The following is a 17,652-nucleotide window of genomic DNA, read 5'->3' as shown; positions in this document are numbered from 1 at the left end:
CGCGCCAACGCCGGTCGGGGCTGGCAAAGTAGGATTTGGCGTGCTTGATCTGGCTGAATGACAGCCTTGCCGCCCCGTTCATCCCGTCCCGCGACAGACGCAACGACTGTCAGCCGTGGTCCTGTAAAACCGGGTCATTCTGTCCAAACTGTCAACCGTCCTGTCAACCGGGGCCGCTCCGTCAACCGGTCCGCGCCCGTCTTGCCCCGCCGCGCGCCAGCCGCTATGGCCCCGCCTTCTTTCTCATCCTTGGCAGGCAGGCGATCGCTATGAAGATCAGCGGTGTGGACATCCGTCCCGGCAACATCATCGAATATGAAGGCGGCATCTGGCGCGCTGTGAAGATTCAGCACACCCAGCCGGGCAAGGGCGGTGCCTATATGCAGGTTGAGCTGAAGAACCTGCGCGATGGCCGCAAGAACAACGTCCGTTTCCGCTCTGCCGAAACGGTCGAGCGTGTCCGCCTCGACACCAAGGATTTCCAGTTCCTGTATCCCGAAGGCGACGGCCTCGTCTTTATGGACAAGGAAACCTATGACCAGGTGACGCTGCCCCGCGATCTGCTGGGCGATGCGGCCGCGTTCCTGCAGGACGGCATGGACGTCGTCATGGAACTCTATGACGAAGAAGCGATCAGCGTTCAGCTGCCCGACACGATCGAGGCAACGATTGTCGAGGCGGATGCGGTGGTAAAGGGGCAGACCGCCTCGTCCAGCTACAAGCCCGCGGTGCTCGACAATGGCGTGCGCATCATGGTGCCGCCGCACATCGCATCGGGCACGCGCATCGTCGTCGATGTGTACGAACAGACCTATGTCCGCCGCGCGGACTGACGCCTCATTCCCTCTCCCGACCCTCTCCCCGCCGAAAAGCGGGGGAGGGGGCTAAAGGTTTATCATGGTAGCCCATTCCGGCCTGATCACTGTCATCGACCGCGCCGCCCGTCGGGCAGCGCCGCGCCTGCGCCGCGATTTCAACGAGGTGCAGCAGCTTCAGGTCAGCCGCAAGGGACCGGCGGACTTCGTCTCCATCGCCGACAAGCGCGCCGAACAGACGATCGTCGAGGAACTGCAAAAGGCGCGGCCCGACTGGGGTCTGGTGCTTGAGGAAGGCGGCGTGATCGCCGGCGATCCCGACAAGCCCCGCTTCATCGTCGATCCGCTGGATGGCACCAGCAATTTCCTGCACGGCATCCCGCACTTCGCGATCTCGATTGCGGTCGAGGATCCGCGCGGTGCGGGCGGCAAGCCGGAAATCACCCATGGCATCGTCTATCAGCCGCTGACGGACGAAAGCTTCTGGGCCGAAAAGGGGCGGGGCGCCTGGGTTCAGTCGGAACGGCTGCGCGTATCCGCCCGCCGCGATCTTGCCGATGCGCTGATCGCCACGGGCATCCCGTTCCTCGGCCATGGCAATTTTGCCGAATGGACCCGAATCTTCGGGGCGGTCGCCCCGGAAGTGGCGGGCATCCGCCGCTTCGGCTCCGCCGCGCTCGACCTCGCCTGGGTCGCTGCCGGCCGCTATGACGGCTTCTGGGAAAGCGGGCTGAAAAGCTGGGACATCGCGGCCGGCCTGTTGCTGGTCAAGGAAGCGGGCGGCTTTGTCACCGACTTCCGCGGAACCGATCAGGCGCTGGCCAAGGGCCAGGTGCTGGCCGCCAACGACACGCTCCATTCCAAGCTTCACAAGCTTGTGGCGGGCTCGCTGCGGAACCTGTGACCGGTTTGCATCCGGTCATCGGATTTTCCGTTCAACGCCGGACGGAAATACCAGCGATTATCGCTGGTCCGGCCCTTGCGGGGCGGGGGGCATCGGCCTAGAAGCCACCCCAATCCATACCGCAAGCGCGAGAAGAAAGTTGGTCGATCTCAGCCAATATCTGCCGATCCTGTTGTTTCTGGGTGTCGCGCTGCTCCTGTCCGGCGCATTCGTGTTCCTGCCGATGCTGGTGTCCCGCCTGACCGGCGCGCACAAGCCCAGCCCGGAAAAGCTGACCGAATATGAATGCGGTTTCCCCGCGTTCGAGGACAGCCGGAGCCAGTTCGACGTCCGCTTCTACCTCGTCGCCATCCTGTTCATCATCTTTGATCTGGAAGCGGCCTTTATCTACCCCTGGGCAGTCAGCGTGTTCGACCTCGGCTGGGTCGCCTGGACTTCGATGATGATCTTCATCGCCGAACTCGCGCTGGGCCTGGTCTATGCGTGGAAGGTCGGCGCACTGGATTGGGAATAAGCCATGAATCAGACCTCTCCCATCCTGATGCCGCAGGGCGGCGCCGTGACCCCGCCCGATCAGCAGTTCTTCAACGACCTGAACGGTGAACTGACCGACAAGGGCTTTCTGGTCACATCGACCGAAGACCTGTTCACCTGGGCGCGCACCGGCTCGCTGTGGTGGATGACGTTCGGCCTCGCCTGCTGCGCGGTCGAGATGATCCACGTCAACATGCCGCGCTATGACATGGAGCGGTTCGGTGCCGCGCCCCGCGCCTCTCCGCGCCAGTCGGACGTGATGATCGTGGCCGGCACGCTGTGCAACAAGATGGCCCCTGCGCTGCGCCGCGTCTATGACCAGATGTCTGAGCCGAAATACGTCATTTCGATGGGCAGCTGCGCCAATGGCGGCGGCTATTATCACTACAGCTATTCGGTGGTGCGCGGCTGCGACCGTATCGTTCCGGTGGACATCTATGTCCCCGGGTGCCCGCCGACTGCCGAGGCGCTGCTGTACGGTGTCATGCAGCTGCAACGGAAAATCCGCCGCGTAGGGACGATTGAACGTTGAGCACGCTGACCGCCCCCCGCTATGCCCCGAATGACGGGGTGATCGACACCGCCCGCGCGGCGCTTGGCGATATGCTGGTCGATGCGATCGATCATGTCGGCGAAGTGTCGTTGACCGTGGTCCGCGACCGGCTGATCGACGCCATGGTCGTCCTGCGCGATACGCCCGGCCTTGAATATCAGCAATGCATGGAAATCGCCGGGGTGGACTATCCCGAGCGGGCCGAGCGGTTCGATGTGTGCTATCACCTGCTCAGCCTGACGCGGAACCACCGCGTCCGCGTGCGCGTGACCACCGATGAGGTGCAGGCCGTGCCCAGCGTCACCGGCATCTGGCCCGTCGCCGGATGGCTGGAGCGCGAGGTGTACGACATGTACGGCGTGCTGTTCAGCGGCAACCCGGACCTTCGCCGGATCCTGACCGATTACGGGTTTCGCGGCCATCCGCTGCGCAAGGATTTCCCGCTGACCGGCTATGTCGAGCTGCGTTATTCCGAGGAATCGAAGCGCGTGGTGTATGAGCCGGTGCAGCTGGCCCAGGATTTCCGCAGCTTCGATTTCATGTCGCCCTGGGAAGGGGCGCAGTATGTCCTGCCCGGCGATGAAAAGGCGCCGCAGCCAGAAGCAAAGGGTGCGCCGACTCCTGCGCCCGCCGCTGCCGTTGCCAAGGCGGACGACAAGGGGCCGACCCCGGCCGCTGTCGACAAGCCCAAGACCACGGATGGCCCGGCCGATACGGGCGCTGGCAAGGCTGATCCGGGCGACAATGCCGCGGACAAGCCGGCGGCTGACACGGCTGCCGAACCGGAAACGCCGAAGGCCAAGCGTGCGCCGCGCGCCAAGGCCGCTGATCCAGACGCCGCTGCCGAGCCGGCGGCAAAACGCACCCGCAAGCCCAAGGCTGAACCGGAAGGGGGCGAATGATGGCTGAAACCATGGAAGCCCAGTCGAGCAACGCCGTCGTTGCCGAAGGCGGCGATGTCGAAATTCAGAACTACACGATCAACTTCGGGCCGCAGCACCCGGCCGCGCACGGCGTGCTGCGCCTGGTCATGGAACTGGACGGCGAGATCGTCGAGCGGCTCGACCCGCATGTAGGCCTGCTCCATCGCGGCACCGAAAAGCTGATCGAGTACAAGACCTATACCCAGGCGCTGCCCTATATGGACCGGCTGGATTACTGCTCGCCGCTGTGCATGGAGCACAGCTTTGTGCTGGCGGTGGAAAAGCTGCTTGGCCTCGAAGTGCCGCTGCGCGCCCAGTATCTTCGCGTGTTCTTTGCCGAACTGACGCGCATTTCCAACCATATGCTGAACCTTGGTTCGCATGTGATGGACGTTGGCGCGATGACGCCGAACCTGTGGATGTTCGAAGTCCGCGAGGATTGCCTCAACTTCTTCGAACGCGCATCGGGCGCGCGGATGCACTCCAACTATTTCCGCGTCGGCGGTGTGCATCAGGACGTGCCGCTGAAGTTGCTGACGGACATTGCGGAATGGCTGGATACGCGCCTGCCGCAGCTGTTCGGCGATGCGATCAGCCTGGTCGCGGAAAACCGCATCTTCAAGCAGCGCAATGTCGATATCGCCGTGGTCAGCCGCGACGACGCGATCAAATGGGGCTTTTCCGGCCCAATGATCCGCGCCGCCGGCATCCCGTGGGATATCCGCAAGGCGCAACCCTATGACGTTTATGACCGCATGGAGTTCGACGTGCCGGTGGGGACGAAGGGCGATTGCTATGACCGGTTCATGGTCCGCGTCGAGGAAGTGTGGCAGTCCGCCCGCATCATGAAGCAGTGCCTGGCGCAGATGCCCGAAGGCCCGATCATGACTGAGGACCGCAAGGTCGGCCCGCCCAAGCGCGCCGAGATGAAGCAGTCGATGGAAGCCCTGATCCACCACTTCAAGCTCTATACCGAGGGATATCACGTCCCCGCCGGTGAAGTGTATGTCGCGACCGAAAGCCCCAAGGGCGAATTCGGCATCTACATGGTGTCCGACGGGTCGAACAAACCGTATCGCTGCAAGATCCGTCCGACCGCGTTCAGCCACCTTCAGGCCATGGACTTCATGTCGCGCGGCCACATGCTGGCGGATACGACCGCGATCCTGGGCGCGATGGACATCGTGTTCGGGGAGTGCGACCGGTGAGCCGTGCAATGAACGGGAAGTCGGTTTCTCCGGAAGTTCAGCGTTTCCGCGATCGAAACAATCGTATCGCCTTGTGGGGACTGGCATGTCTGGTGCTGCTCCTCGGTGTCGTAAAGACCTTTGGGCTGGCTGAGCACGGCGACGGCACAACCGTGATCTTGTCCGCGCTTGGTTGTTTGAGTTTGGCTGGGCTGTTTGCCTGGCAGGCACACCAGTTGCGTGACACGGGAAAAATCGATGGCTGACGCACCCAACATCCCCTCCGAGGCCGAGACCCGCGCGCGCTGGGGCGCGTTTGCGTGGAACGAGGCGAACGCCGCCAAGGCGAAGGAGATCATCGCCCGCTATCCCGCCGGTCGGCAGATGTCGGCCACGCTGCCGCTGCTCGATCTGGCCCAGCGTCAGGTGGGGGCGGAAACGCAGACTCAGGGCTGGCTGCCCGTGCCGGTGATCGAATTCGTCGCCCGTACGCTCGACCTGCCCTATATCCGCGTGTTCGAGGTCGCGACCTTCTACACCATGTTCAACCTCGCGCCGGTCGGCCGCTATCATGTGCAGGTCTGCGGCACGACGCCGTGCATGCTGCGCGGATCGGACGACGTAATGGCGGCGTGCAAGAACAAGGGGCTGATCAAGGGCAAGACGACGCCTGACGGCCTGTTCACGCTGACCGAGGTCGAGTGCATGGGCAATTGCTCATCCGCGCCGATGGTCCAGATCAACGACGACAATTACGAAGATCTGGACTATGATCGCACGGTCGCGATCCTGGATGCGCTGGCCCGCGGCGAAAGCCCGAAGACCGGGACGCAGGAGCCGGGCCGGCACACGGTCGAGCCGCTGGGCGGGCCGACCACACTGACCGCGATGGTGACCGAAAACCACGATTACCGGGGTGAATGGGCATGAAGAACCAAAGCCTGCTCGTCACCATCCTCGCCATCATCGGCGGGATCGTGGTGCTCGGTTGGGCGCTCAAGCTGACGTTCAAGCTGATGGGGCCGCTGCTCATCATCGGCCTGGGCGTCGTGATCTACCTCATGTTTTTCAAAGGCAAGGGCGGCGTACGATGAGCCTGTCTGACAAGGATCGGATCTTCACGAACCTCTATGGCTATCAGTCATGGCGGATCGATGCGGCCATACAACGTGGCGACTGGGACAATACCAAGGCGCTGCTGGCACTTGGCCAGGATACGATCATCGAAAAGATCAAGGCATCGGGCCTGCGCGGGCGCGGCGGGGCGGGCTTCCCAACAGGCATGAAGTGGAGCTTCATGCCCAAGGAGCCGAAGCCGGATCGCCCGAGCTTTCTGGTCATCAATGCCGATGAATCCGAACCCGGGTCGTGCAAGGACCGGGAAATCATCCGCCACGATCCGCACAAGCTGATCGAGGGTGCGCTGGTCGCTGGTTTCGCGATGCGCGCGCGCGCCGCCTACATCTACATTCGCGGTGAATATATCCGCGAGGCGGAGACATTGTTCGCCGCCGTGGCTGAGGCGTATGACAAGGGCTTTCTGGGCAAGAACGCCTGCGGCTCCGGCTACGACTTCGACGTGTTCGTCCATCGCGGCGCGGGCGCCTATATCTGCGGTGAAGAAACCGCGATGATCGAGAGCCTGGAGGGGAAGAAGGGCCAACCGCGCCTGAAGCCCCCCTTCCCGGCGGGTGCTGGCCTGTATGGCTGCCCCACCACGGTCAACAATGTGGAATCGATCGCGGTTGCGCCGACGATCCTGCGGCGCGGGCCGGAATGGTTCTCCAGCTTTGGGCGGGAGAATAACAAGGGCACCAAGCTGTTCCAGATCAGCGGCCATGTGGAAAAGCCGTGCGTGGTCGAGGAAGCGATGAGCATCCCGTTCCGCGAGTTGATCGAAAAGCATTGCGGCGGCATTCGCGGAGGCTGGGACAATCTGCTCGCCGTCATCCCCGGCGGGTCGTCCGTGCCGCTGGTGCCGGCGGAGCAGATCATGGACGCGCCGATGGATTTCGACGGCCTGCGCGCGCTCGGTTCGGGCCTGGGCACCGCCGCGGTCATCGTCATGGACAAGTCCACCGATATCGTCCGCGCCATCAGCCGCCTGTCCTATTTCTACAAGCATGAAAGCTGCGGCCAGTGCACGCCGTGCCGCGAAGGCACCGGCTGGATGTGGCGCGTGATGGAGCGGATGCGGACTGGGGATGCCGATGTCAGCGAAATCGACACGCTCTATAACGTGACCAAGCAGGTGGAAGGGCACACGATCTGCGCCCTTGGCGATGCCGCCGCCTGGCCGATCCAGGGCCTGATCCGCCACTTCCGCCCCGAAATGGAGCGTCGCATCGCCGAGCGCCGTGGCGGCAGCGACATGCTGGAGGCGGCGGAGTGATCGCCGCGCTTCTTCTGTTGGCCGCTGTCCAGCAGCAGGCTTCACCGCCGCTGCGGACGGATGCACGTCCTGCAACCTGGCCCGATCCGGTCAGCGATGGTCAGGATGAACGGGCGACGATGGATCGCGGCCGTCGCCGGATTTTCGAATTCGGTACCTGTGTTGCTCGGCGCAGTCCGGAAAAGGCGGCTGCGACCCTTCGCCAGGATTTCCGTAGCAAAAGCTATGCGTCGGGCATGGCGCAGCTGGTGGAATCGAACATGGATGCCTGCCGGACGGCTCGCCGTGGGCGGTTGCGGGCGGCTAATTTGCTCGGTGCGGGTGCGATGGCCGAACAATTGCTGGAATCCAGCCCGGTCGCGGTGAATGTCCGCCTGGCCCGGGCGGCCGCGCTGCCTGCCGTGGCTTCGTTCAGCCCGTCGGATGCGATTGCGGTTTGCGTGGTTCGCTCCGTGCCCGATGAGGTCGCCGCGCTGTTCGGGACGGAAATCGAAACTCCGGCGGAAAGTGCAGCCGCCGCCAAGCTGAATTTCGCCATGACGCGCTGTTCGAGCCCGGCGACCCGGGTGGAAACGTCCGTTTCGGGATTGCGATCAATGCTGGCCACGGCCGCGTTTCGCAGCGCCGATGCGGCGGAGAAGAAGTAAGCCATGCCTAAGCTGACTGTAGATGGTATCGAAGTGGAAGTGCCGCAGGGGGCAACCGTGCTCCAGGCGTGCGAGGCCGCGGGCAAGGAAATCCCGCGCTTCTGCTATCATGAACGGCTGAGCATCGCGGGCAATTGCCGGATGTGCCTTGTCGAGGTGAAGCCCGGGCCGCCCAAGCCGCAGGCGTCATGCGCCCTGCCGGCGGGTGAGGGACAGGAAATCCGCACCGACAGCCCGATGGTCAAGGCCGCGCGCGAAGGCGTGATGGAGTTCCTGCTGATCAACCACCCGCTCGATTGCCCGATCTGCGATCAGGGCGGCGAGTGCGACCTGCAGGACCAGTCCGTCGCCTATGGCAAGGGGCAGAGCCGCTATGCCGAAAACAAGCGGGCGGTGACCGAGAAATATATGGGTCCCATCGTCAAGACGGTGATGACCCGCTGCATCCATTGCACCCGCTGCGTCCGCTTTTCCGAGGAAGTCGCGGGCGTCGAGGAAATCGGCGCGATCTATCGCGGCGAAAACATGCAGATCACCAGCTATCTGGAAAAGGCGGTTACGTCCGAACTGTCGGGCAATGTCGTCGATCTGTGCCCCGTGGGCGCGCTGACCAGTCGCCCCTATGCGTTCGAGGCGCGGCCATGGGAGCTGAAAAAGACCATGGCGATCGACGTCATGGACGCGGTTGGCACCAATATCCGGCTGGACAGCCGCGGGCGGGCGGTGCTGCGCGCGCTGCCCCGGATCAATGAGGACGTGAACGAGGAATGGGCGCACGACAAGACGCGCCACGCCGTTGACGGGCTGGCGCATCGCCGCCTTGACCGGCCGTTCGTCCGTAAGGACGGCAAGCTGCAGCCGGCAAGCTGGGCAGAAGCATTCGCCGCGATCAAGGCGGTTGAAGCAGGGTCCAGCGTCGCGGCGATCGCGGGCGACCTGCTCGACTGCGAAACCATGTTTGCGGCGAAGAAGCTGGTTCAGGCGATGGGCTCCTCGCTGCTTGAGGGGCGTCAGACGGGCATGGCCTATGACGTCACCAGCCTGGGCGCGGTGGCGTTCAATTCGACCATTGCGGGCATCGAGACGGCGGACGTCATCCTGATCGTCGGTAGCAACCTTCGCTGGGAAGCGCCGCTGATCAACACCCGGATTCGCAAGGCGGTGCGCAAGCGCGGGGCAAAGGTGTTCGCGATCGGGCCGCAGGTCGATCTGACCTATCCGGTCGAATGGCTGGGCAATGATCTGGGCCTGCTCGGCAAGCTGCCGGCAAATGTCGCAGAGGCGGTGGATGGTGCCGAGCGTCCGGCAGTGATTGTCGGCCCCGGCGCGCTGAAGAACGGCCATGGCGCAGCGCTCAAGCTGGCCAGCGACGGCAAATTCGTTCGCGATGGCTGGAACGGCTTCAACGTTGTGCATACCGCCGCTGCCCGCATGGGCGCGCTGATGCTGGGCTATGCACAGACGGGCGGCATTGCCGATATCGTTGCGGCCAAGCCGAAGCTGGCCTTCTTCCTTGGCGCGGACGAGGTGGATTTCACCGCCTTTGCCGACAGCTTCAAGGTGTATGTCGGCCATCACGGCGACAAGGGCGCGGCGCGGGCCGATGTCGTCCTGCCCGCCGCCAGCTATGCCGAAAAGCCCGGCACCTATGTGAACCTGGAGGGGCGCGTTCAGCGCGGCGACCGCGCCGTGTTCCCGCCAGGCGATGCACGCGACGACTGGGCGATTTTCCGCGCCCTGTCCGATGTGCTGGGCCATACCCTGCCGTTCGACAGCTTTGACGGGCTGCGGTCTGCAATGATCGCCGAAGTGCCCGCGCTGGGCGAGGAAGGGCTTGTCGGCTATGACTGGAGCCCGCCGTCGCTGCCCGCTGAGGCAAGCGGGGAAGTGACCTATCCCGTCGCCGATTTCTACCTGACCAATGCGATCTGCCGGGCCAGCCCGACGATGCAGCGTTGCTCGGCCGAACTGGTCCACGGCCAGGATTTTGCGGAGGCGGCGGAATGACCGAGTTTTTCCAGTCGCTCGGCCTGAATTACGAGGCCGCTTGGTTCACTGCGACCATCGCAGGCATCCTGCTGATTGCGTTTCCCGTCATGCTGGCGGTGGCGCTGATCATCTATGCCGATCGCAAGATCTGGGCGTCGATGGCGTTGCGCCGTGGGCCGAACGTGGTCGGCCCGCTGGGCCTGCTTCAGTCGTTCGCTGACGGTTTGAAGGTGTTCCTGCAGGAAACCATCATCCCGACCGGCGCGAACAAGGGGCTGTTCCTGCTTGCCCCGATCATCACCTTCACGGTCGCGCTGATCGTATGGGCGGTGGTGCCGTTCGACGTCGGCGTTGTCCTGTCCGACATCAATGTCGGCCTGCTCTACATCTTGGCCGCATCGTCGCTGGGCGTGTATGGCATCATTCTGGCCGGATGGGCATCCAACTCCAAATATCCCTTCTATTCCGCTATTCGCGCCGCGGCGCAGATGGTCAGTTATGAAGTCTCCATCGGCTTCGTTCTGATCGCGGTGGTGCTGTGGACCGGCAGCTTCAACCTGTCGGAGATTGTCGGCAATCAGCAGGGGCATGTACTGGGCGTCATCAACGCCTATGGCCTCAATCCGCTGTTGTTCCCGATGGCGGTGGTGTTCTTCATCTCCTCGCTGGCCGAAACGCAGCGCGCGCCGTTCGACTTGACCGAGGCGGAGAGCGAGCTGGTCGCGGGATATCAGACCGAATATTCGTCCATGGCGTTCGCGCTCTACTGGCTGGGCGAATATGCCAATGTGATCCTGATGTGCGCGCTGAACGCCATCTTGTTCTGGGGCGGCTATCTGCCGCCGCTGAACATCGACCTGATCCCGTGGTTCGATATTCCGGGCATCATCTGGCTGTTTGCCAAGATCCTGTTCTTCTTCTTCCTGTTCAGCTGGGTGAAGGCGACGGTGCCGCGCTATCGCTATGACCAGCTGATGCGGCTGGGCTGGAAAATCTTCCTGCCGCTCAGCCTCGTCTTTGTGTTCCTTGTCTCCGGCTATCTGATGCTGGACCGGGTTGGAGTTCCCGCATGAGCGTCGCACAGACCCTCAAATCCTTCACCCTCTGGGAGTTCGTGAAGGCGCACGCCCTGACGCTGAAGTACTTCTTCAAGCCCAAGGCGACGATCAACTATCCGTTCGAAAAGAACCCGATCAGCCCGCGTTTCCGCGGCGAGCACGCGCTGCGTCGCTATCCCAACGGGGAGGAACGCTGCATCGCGTGCAAGCTGTGCGAGGCGATCTGTCCGGCGCTTGCGATTACGATCGAGGCCGAACCGCGCGACGATGGCAGCCGCCGCACCACGCGGTACGACATCGACATGACCAAGTGCATCTATTGCGGCCTGTGTCAGGAAGCCTGCCCTGTGGACGCGATTGTCGAAGGCCCGAATTTCGAGTTTTCGACGGAAACACGCGAGGAACTGATCTACCAGAAGGAAAAACTTCTGGAAAATGGCGACAAATGGGAACGCGCGATTGCGGCGAACCTTGCCGCCGATGCGCCCTATCGTTAATGGGCGCGCCAACCGCATTCGACGGTGCCCCGCAGACCGCGCAGGGCATCGTCGAGACTTCTGTGTCAACGATCACGTCGCTCGACTTCGCTCGCGACGAACGGGGGAATGAGTTTCAGCCGTGATCCAAGCCATCGCCTTTTATCTGTTTGCGGCCATCGTGCTGATTTCGGGCGCGATGACCATCGCGTCCCGCAACCCCGTTTATTCGGTCCTGTGGCTGATTCTGGCGTTTTTCAACGCCGCCGGCCTCATGGTGCTGGTGGGGGCGGAATTCATCGCGATGCTGCTGGTCATCGTTTATGTCGGTGCCGTCGCCGTGCTGTTCCTGTTCGTCGTGATGATGCTGGACATTGACTTTACGGAGCTGCGCGCCGGGGTCGTCCGCTATTTCTGGATTGGCATGACGCTGGCGGTTGCGCTGGCCGCGGAAATCATGATCGCCATCGGCGCGTGGAGCGCGGGCAAGATCGACCTTTCGGGCCGGCTGGCGCCCATCGATCCGTCGGTCAGCAATATCGAGGCGATCGGTCGGCTGCTCTATTCGCGCTATCTGTTCGCGTTCGAGGCGGCGGGGCTGGTCCTGCTGGTCGCGATGATCGGCGCCATCGTGCTGACGCATCGCCAGCGCACCGGCGTGTTCAAGCAGAATGTGGCAGCGCAGGTCGCCCGGCGTCAGAAGGACGCAACGCGCCTGGTCAATCAGCCCGTGGGGCAGGGGGTTCAACTGTGATCGGCCTGACGCACTATCTCGTCGTATCGGCGATCCTGTTCACGCTTGGCGTGCTGGGCATCTTCGTCAACCGCAAGAACCTGATCGTCATCCTGATGGCGATCGAATTGATCCTGCTTGCGGTGAACCTCAACCTGGTCGCCTTTTCCGCCTTTCTGGGCGATCTGGTGGGACAGGTGTTTGCCATGTTCGTGCTGACCGTCGCCGCTGGCGAGGCAGCGATCGGGCTGGCGATCCTGGTCATCTATTTCCGTGGCCGGGGTACGATCTCGGTCGAAGACGTCAACCGGATGAAGGGGTGATCATCTGGTGATCTACGCCATCGTATTCCTGCCGTTGCTGGCATCCATTGTCGCGGGCCTGTCGAACAAGTCGTTCGGGACCACGCTGCCCAAGGTGCTGACCACCGCCGGGCTGTTCATCGCCGCTGGCTTGAGCTGGCCGATATTCATCGATTTCCTGACGGGAACGCAGGCAGCGCACGTCTATCCCGTGCTGACCTGGGTCGCATCGGGCGACCTGACGTTCGAATGGGCGCTGCGGGTCGATTCGCTGACCGCTGTCATGCTGGTGGTCATCACCAGCGTGTCTGCGCTCGTCCACCTGTATAGCTGGAGCTATATGGAGGAGGACCCCGATCAGCCGCGGTTCTTCGCCTATCTGTCGCTATTCACCTTTGCCATGCTGATGCTGGTGACGGCCGACAATCTGGTTCAGATGTTCTTCGGCTGGGAAGGGGTGGGCCTTGCGTCCTATCTGCTGATCGGTTTCTGGTTCCGCAAACCCAGCGCCAATGCTGCTGCGATCAAGGCGTTCGTCGTCAATCGCGTCGGTGACCTTGGCTTCATGCTTGGTATCTTCGGCACTTTTCTGGTGTTCGGCACGGTTTCCATCCCGGAAATCCTGGCGACGGTGCCCGACCATGCTGGTTCGACCATCGGTTTTCTTGGCTATCGCGTCGATACGATGACGGTCCTTTGCCTGCTGCTGTTCGTCGGCGCGATGGGCAAGTCGGCGCAGCTTGGCCTACACACCTGGCTGCCGGACGCGATGGAGGGGCCGACCCCCGTTTCCGCGCTGATCCACGCTGCCACCATGGTGACGGCCGGTGTTTTCATGGTGTGCCGCCTGTCCCCGATGTTCGAGGCTAGCCAGACCGCGCTGTATGTCGTGATGTCGGTTGGTGCCGCGACCTGCATCTTTGCCGCGACGATCGGCACGGTGCAGACCGATATCAAGCGCGTCATCGCCTATTCGACCTGTTCGCAGCTCGGCTACATGTTTTTTGCCGCTGGCGTCGGCGCCTATGGCGCGGCGATGTTCCACCTGTTCACCCACGCCTTCTTCAAGGCGCTGTTGTTCCTGGGCGCGGGTTCGGTGATCCACGCGATGCACCATGAACAGGATATGCGCTTTTACGGTGGCCTGCGGCGTGAAATCCCGGTCACCTTCTGGGCGATGATGATGGGTACGCTGGCGATCACCGGCGTTGGCATTTACGGCATTGGCGGCTTTGCCGGTTTCCATTCGAAGGACGCGATCCTTGAGGCGGCCTATGCGTCGGGCACGGGTGTCGGCGCCTTCTGGGTCGGCACGTTGGCCGCGCTGCTGACCAGCTTCTACAGCTGGCGCCTGATGTTCCTGACCTTCTGGGGCAAGCCGCGCTGGGCCGCGTCGGAGCATATCCAGCACGCGATTCATGACGCCCATGGCCATGACGATCATGTCGACGATCACGGCCATGGCCATCATCATGCGGTGCCCAACCATGCCAGCCAGATTGCGGAAGGCACCGGTGGCTATCATCCGCACGAAAGCCCATGGCCGATGCTGGTCCCGCTCGCGCTGCTCAGCGTCGGCGCGGTGGCTGCCGGGTTCGTCTTCTTCCCCTTCTTCCTTGAAGCGGGCCATGCCGAAGCATTCTGGAAGGGCGCGATCTTCTTTGATGCCAGCCTTGCCCATGCGATGCATGAAGTGCCGTTGTTCGTGAAGCTGGCGGCCAGCATCGTGATGCTCATCGGCCTGGCGGTAGCGTTCTACACCTATATCCTGCGGCCGCGCACCTCGGCAGCGGTTGCGGGCGAACTGCGCATCCTGCATCGCTTCCTGATGAACAAATGGTATTTCGATCAGCTCTATGACCTGTTGTTCGTCCGTCCGGCGATGGCCTTTGGCCGGTTGTTCTGGAAGGCGGGCGATGAAGGCACCATCGACCGGTTCGGCCCCAATGGGTCGGCAGCGGTCGTGGCGCTGGGCAGTCGCGTCGCGGCGCGGGTGCAATCGGGCTATCTCTACAGCTATGCCTTTGTGATGCTGATCGGCCTGACCGCCGCCGTCACCTGGGCCATTGCGGGTTGATGGGGGCAATGAACGGTTTTCCAATCCTTTCGATCATGCTTGCCGTGCCCGCATTGGCGGCGGTGGCGTGCCTGTTCGCGGACGCACCGCGCGCCCGCATGATCGCGCTGGTCGCGACGCTGATCGACTTCGCGCTCGGTTGCCTGTTGTGGGCCAATTACGACGTTGGCGGCGCACAGTGGCAGTTTCAGGAAAGCTCCGCGATCTTTGGCCAGTTCAACTGGGCGCTCGGCATTGACGGCTTTGCCCTGATGCTGATCATGCTCAGCGTGTTCCTGATGCCGATCTGCATCGGGGCCAGCTGGGAAGCGGTGCAGAAGCGCGTGCCGGAATATATGGCCGCGTTCCTGGCGACCGAAGTGCTGATGATCGGCACCTTTGCCGCGCAGGACCTGCTCCTGTTCTACATCTTCTTCGAAGCCGGCCTGATCCCGATGTATTTGATCATCGGCATCTGGGGCGGTGCCAACCGCATTTACGCCAGCTACAAGTTCTTCCTCTACACGCTGCTCGGCTCGCTGCTGATGCTGATCGCCATGATCTACATGATCGGCACGGCCGGCACGTCGAGCATCCCGGATCTGATGAACTACAACTTTCCGGCAGAGGTGCAGACCTGGTTGTGGCTGGCGTTCTTTGCCTCGTTCGCGGTGAAGATGCCGATGTGGCCGGTGCACACCTGGCTGCCGGATGCGCACGTTCAGGCACCGACCGCCGGATCGGTGATCCTGGCCGGCGTGCTGCTGAAGCTGGGCGGATACGGGTTCCTGCGGTTCAGCCTGCCGATGTTCCCCGAGGCGACAGCACAGCTTGCCTGGCTCGTCCTCGCTCTGTCGGCGGTGGCGGTCGTCTACACGTCGCTGGTCGCGCTGGTGCAGAGCGACATGAAGAAGCTGATCGCCTATTCCTCGGTCGCGCACATGGCGATCGTGACCATCGGCCTGTTCGCGTTCAACCAGCAGGGGATCGAGGGCGCGATGATCGTCATGCTCTCGCACGGTCTGGTGTCGGGCGCGCTGTTCCTGTGCGTCGGCGTGATCTATGACCGGCTGCATACGCGGGAGATTGCGCGCTATGGCGGCCTGGCCATCAACATGCCGCGCTATGCGCTGCTGTTCCTGCTGTTCACCATGGCGTCCATCGGCCTGCCGGGGACCAGCGGCTTTGTCGGCGAGTTCTTGAGCCTGGCCGGCACGTACCAGATTTCGACCACCATTACGCTGATCTGCACCACCGGCATCATCCTTGGGGCTGCTTATATGCTGTGGCTCTATCGCCGCGTCGTGTTTGGCGAGATCAAGTCGGACGATGTCCGTGCCATGAGCGACCTGTCGGGTCGCGAGATTGCACTGCTGGCGCCTGTCGCCGCCGTCGTTCTTTGGATGGGCGTCTATCCCGAGCCGTTTATTGCGCCGATGCGGGCGGACACCACCGTTCTGCTTGCGCGGGTCAACCGCTCGGCGCCGGTCGGGGATAGCCAGCCGACGCAGGGCACCGCCGCAGGGCGCGCGGAATATGCCGAACGGGTCAAGGTGGCGCAGGGTCACCACGGATCGAATGAAGAACACGGGTCGGCGGGTGAAGCCGCCGCCGAAGGGGCGCATTGATGAGTTACGCCAGCCAATTGATGTTTGTCCTGCCGGAGCTGGTACTGACCATTGCCGCGCTGGTCCTGATGCTGTTCGCGGCCTGGGGCGGCCCGGCTGCGACCCGGACGGTGACGTGGGTTTCGGTCGCTGCGCTGATCGGCGCGGGCATCGCCCTGATCGGCCCGGCGTCTTCGGGTGGGGAGGCGTTTGACGGCCTGATCCGCGCCGACGCTTTTTCCGCCTTTGCCAAGGTGCTGATCTATGCCGCTGCGGCGGTCGCCATGGTCGTTGCCCCGCGGTTTTTCGAGGCCACGGCCGGCGAGAATCTTCGCCCGGAATATCCGGTGCTGATCCTGTTGTCGGCGGTCGGCATGGGCATCATGGTGTCTGCGGGTGACCTGATCACCCTTTACGTCGGCCTGGAGCTGCAGTCGCTTGCCGCCTATGTGCTGGCCAGCTTCATGCGGCGGGATACCCGTTCGGCCGAAGCGGGCCTGAAGTATTTTGTGCTGGGCGCGCTGGCGAGCGGCATCCTGCTTTACGGCATTTCACTGGTGTACGGGTTCAGCGGAACGACCCTGTTCGACGGGATCGCTGCCGCTTATGCCGCGCCCGATGCCGGTCTTGGCCTGCTGTTCGGGCTGGTGTTCGTGTTCGCCGGTCTTGCGTTCAAGATCAGCGCCGTGCCGTTCCACATGTGGACGCCGGACGTGTACGAAGGCGCGCCGACGCCGGTTACGGCCTTCTTCGCCTCTGCGCCCAAGGTCGCGGCCGTTGCGCTTGCCCTGCGCGTCGCGATGGAGGCGATGGGCCCGGCTGTCGATCAGTGGCGGCAGATCGTGATCTTTGCCAGCCTTGCCTCGATCCTATTCGGCGCGGTCGCCGCGATCGGACAGACGAACATCAAGCGGCTGCTCGCCTATTCCTCGATCAATAATATCGGCTTTGCACTGGTCGGTCTGGCTGCGGGGACGCAGGACGGCATTGCCTCCGTCCTGTTCTACATGGCCGTTTATGTCGTAATGACGCTTGGGTCGTTCCTGGTCGTGCTGCAGATGCGGCGCGAGGACGGCAGCCAGGTTGAGGATATCGCCAGCCTTGCCGGCCTGTCGCGCACTCGTCCGGGCCTTGCGCTCGCGCTTGCCATCTTCATGTTCTCGCTGGCAGGCATCCCGCCGCTGCTTGGCTTTTTCTCGAAGCTGGCGGTGTTCAACGCAGCAGTGGCAGCCGGGCTGTTCCCGTTTGCCGTCGTCGCGGTGCTGGGATCGGTGGTCGGCGCCTATTATTATCTGAAGATCGTCAAGACGCTTTATCTCGACGAGCCGGCCCCCGAGTTTGCACGGGGCGGCGACGCTGTTGAGGGCGGTTTGATCGCGGTGACCGCTGCAGCCATGTCGCCCATCGGCTGGTTCGCTCTGCCGGCGCTGACCGCCTGGACCAGCGCGGCGGCAGGGGCGCTGTTCTGACGGCGGA

The 17,652-nt window shown here is 63.1% G+C and carries 19 protein-coding genes; all 19 read left to right on the top strand.

What is annotated here, in order from left to right:
- The first annotated feature begins 269 nt into the window (after positions 1-269).
- Positions 270-833 (top strand): elongation factor P, encoded by a 564-nt coding sequence (efp, locus tag NYR55_RS02655; RefSeq protein ID WP_260019697.1) that lies wholly within the window; start codon positions 270-272, stop codon positions 831-833.
- 64 nt (positions 834-897) lie between these two features.
- Positions 898-1,719, top strand: a complete 822-nt coding sequence (locus NYR55_RS02650) for an inositol monophosphatase family protein (RefSeq protein ID WP_260019696.1) — start codon at positions 898-900, stop codon at positions 1,717-1,719.
- A 139-nt stretch (positions 1,720-1,858) separates the two neighbouring features.
- Entirely contained in the window at positions 1,859-2,233 is a 375-nt protein-coding gene (gene ndhC, locus NYR55_RS02645) for an NADH-quinone oxidoreductase subunit A (protein ID WP_260019695.1), read from the top strand.
- Positions 2,234-2,260: 27 nt separating this feature from the next.
- Complete coding sequence (locus NYR55_RS02640; RefSeq protein WP_260021529.1) at positions 2,261-2,785, top strand: NADH-quinone oxidoreductase subunit B; 525 nt, start codon at positions 2,261-2,263, stop codon at positions 2,783-2,785.
- A 5-nt stretch (positions 2,786-2,790) separates the two neighbouring features.
- Positions 2,791-3,708 carry an NADH-quinone oxidoreductase subunit C gene (locus NYR55_RS02635; RefSeq protein WP_260021528.1) on the top strand — a complete coding sequence of 306 codons (918 nt, stop codon included), beginning with the start codon at positions 2,791-2,793 and terminating at the stop codon, positions 3,706-3,708.
- The gene (locus tag NYR55_RS02630; RefSeq protein ID WP_260019694.1) at positions 3,708-4,937 is read left to right on the top strand and encodes an NADH-quinone oxidoreductase subunit D; all 1,230 of its coding nucleotides are present in this window, start codon (positions 3,708-3,710) and stop codon (positions 4,935-4,937) included. The genes NYR55_RS02635 and NYR55_RS02630 overlap by 1 nt, the downstream gene beginning before the upstream one ends.
- Complete coding sequence (locus NYR55_RS02625; RefSeq protein ID WP_260019693.1) at positions 4,934-5,182, top strand: hypothetical protein; 249 nt, start codon at positions 4,934-4,936, stop codon at positions 5,180-5,182. The genes NYR55_RS02630 and NYR55_RS02625 overlap by 4 nt, the downstream gene beginning before the upstream one ends.
- On the top strand, positions 5,175-5,846 hold the full coding sequence (locus tag NYR55_RS02620; protein ID WP_260019692.1) for an NAD(P)H-dependent oxidoreductase subunit E: 672 nt from the start codon (positions 5,175-5,177) through the stop codon (positions 5,844-5,846). The genes NYR55_RS02625 and NYR55_RS02620 overlap by 8 nt, the downstream gene beginning before the upstream one ends.
- Positions 5,837-6,010 (top strand): hypothetical protein, encoded by a 174-nt coding sequence (locus NYR55_RS02615; protein WP_260019691.1) that lies wholly within the window; start codon positions 5,837-5,839, stop codon positions 6,008-6,010. The genes NYR55_RS02620 and NYR55_RS02615 overlap by 10 nt, the downstream gene beginning before the upstream one ends.
- A complete protein-coding gene (gene nuoF, locus NYR55_RS02610) occupies positions 6,007-7,308 on the top strand; it encodes an NADH-quinone oxidoreductase subunit NuoF (RefSeq protein WP_260019690.1) in 1,302 nt (433 codons plus the stop codon). Before NYR55_RS02615 ends, nuoF begins: the two co-directional genes overlap by 4 nt.
- On the top strand, positions 7,305-7,955 hold the full coding sequence (locus NYR55_RS02605) for a hypothetical protein (protein WP_260019689.1): 651 nt from the start codon (positions 7,305-7,307) through the stop codon (positions 7,953-7,955). Before nuoF ends, NYR55_RS02605 begins: the two co-directional genes overlap by 4 nt.
- Positions 7,956-7,958: 3 nt before the next feature.
- Positions 7,959-9,962 carry an NADH-quinone oxidoreductase subunit NuoG gene (nuoG, locus tag NYR55_RS02600; RefSeq protein WP_260019688.1) on the top strand — a complete coding sequence of 668 codons (2,004 nt, stop codon included), beginning with the start codon at positions 7,959-7,961 and terminating at the stop codon, positions 9,960-9,962.
- Entirely contained in the window at positions 9,959-11,017 is a 1,059-nt protein-coding gene (nuoH, locus tag NYR55_RS02595; protein WP_260019687.1) for an NADH-quinone oxidoreductase subunit NuoH, read from the top strand. Before nuoG ends, nuoH begins: the two co-directional genes overlap by 4 nt.
- Positions 11,014-11,499, top strand: a complete 486-nt coding sequence (gene nuoI / locus NYR55_RS02590; protein WP_260019686.1) for an NADH-quinone oxidoreductase subunit NuoI — start codon at positions 11,014-11,016, stop codon at positions 11,497-11,499. The genes nuoH and nuoI overlap by 4 nt, the downstream gene beginning before the upstream one ends.
- A gap of 121 nt (positions 11,500-11,620) precedes the next feature.
- Positions 11,621-12,232: an NADH-quinone oxidoreductase subunit J gene (locus tag NYR55_RS02585; RefSeq protein WP_260019685.1), complete on the top strand. Its 612-nt coding sequence runs from the start codon at positions 11,621-11,623 to the stop codon at positions 12,230-12,232.
- A complete protein-coding gene (nuoK, locus tag NYR55_RS02580; protein ID WP_260019684.1) occupies positions 12,229-12,534 on the top strand; it encodes an NADH-quinone oxidoreductase subunit NuoK in 306 nt (101 codons plus the stop codon). Before NYR55_RS02585 ends, nuoK begins: the two co-directional genes overlap by 4 nt.
- 7 nt (positions 12,535-12,541) lie before the next feature.
- Positions 12,542-14,590, top strand: a complete 2,049-nt coding sequence (gene nuoL, locus NYR55_RS02575) for an NADH-quinone oxidoreductase subunit L (protein ID WP_260019683.1) — start codon at positions 12,542-12,544, stop codon at positions 14,588-14,590.
- Between the two features lie 8 nt (positions 14,591-14,598).
- Positions 14,599-16,197, top strand: coding sequence for an NADH-quinone oxidoreductase subunit M (locus NYR55_RS02570; protein ID WP_260019682.1), 1,599 nt, complete (start codon positions 14,599-14,601; stop codon positions 16,195-16,197).
- Positions 16,197-17,645, top strand: a complete 1,449-nt coding sequence (gene nuoN, locus NYR55_RS02565) for an NADH-quinone oxidoreductase subunit NuoN (protein WP_260019681.1) — start codon at positions 16,197-16,199, stop codon at positions 17,643-17,645. Before NYR55_RS02570 ends, nuoN begins: the two co-directional genes overlap by 1 nt.
- The last annotated feature ends 7 nt before the right edge of the window (positions 17,646-17,652 follow it).

Source organism: Sphingomonas sp. BGYR3 (assembly GCF_025153455.1).
GTDB lineage: Bacteria > Pseudomonadota > Alphaproteobacteria > Sphingomonadales > Sphingomonadaceae > Sphingomonas.
This window is presented reverse-complemented; position numbering and strand designations above follow the sequence as displayed.

Coding starts and splice junctions, on each gene's coding strand:
- efp (WP_260019697.1), top strand. CDS start 270: ATGAAGATCAGCGGTGTGGACATCCGTCCCGGCAACATCATCGAATAT.
- NYR55_RS02650 (WP_260019696.1), top strand. CDS start 898: ATGGTAGCCCATTCCGGCCTGATCACTGTCATCGACCGCGCCGCCCGT.
- NYR55_RS02640 (WP_260021529.1), top strand. CDS start 2,261: ATGCCGCAGGGCGGCGCCGTGACCCCGCCCGATCAGCAGTTCTTCAAC.
- NYR55_RS02630 (WP_260019694.1), top strand. CDS start 3,708: ATGGCTGAAACCATGGAAGCCCAGTCGAGCAACGCCGTCGTTGCCGAA.
- NYR55_RS02620 (WP_260019692.1), top strand. CDS start 5,175: ATGGCTGACGCACCCAACATCCCCTCCGAGGCCGAGACCCGCGCGCGC.
- NYR55_RS02615 (WP_260019691.1), top strand. CDS start 5,837: ATGGGCATGAAGAACCAAAGCCTGCTCGTCACCATCCTCGCCATCATC.
- nuoF (WP_260019690.1), top strand. CDS start 6,007: ATGAGCCTGTCTGACAAGGATCGGATCTTCACGAACCTCTATGGCTAT.
- nuoG (WP_260019688.1), top strand. CDS start 7,959: ATGCCTAAGCTGACTGTAGATGGTATCGAAGTGGAAGTGCCGCAGGGG.
- nuoH (WP_260019687.1), top strand. CDS start 9,959: ATGACCGAGTTTTTCCAGTCGCTCGGCCTGAATTACGAGGCCGCTTGG.
- nuoI (WP_260019686.1), top strand. CDS start 11,014: ATGAGCGTCGCACAGACCCTCAAATCCTTCACCCTCTGGGAGTTCGTG.
- NYR55_RS02570 (WP_260019682.1), top strand. CDS start 14,599: ATGAACGGTTTTCCAATCCTTTCGATCATGCTTGCCGTGCCCGCATTG.
- nuoN (WP_260019681.1), top strand. CDS start 16,197: ATGAGTTACGCCAGCCAATTGATGTTTGTCCTGCCGGAGCTGGTACTG.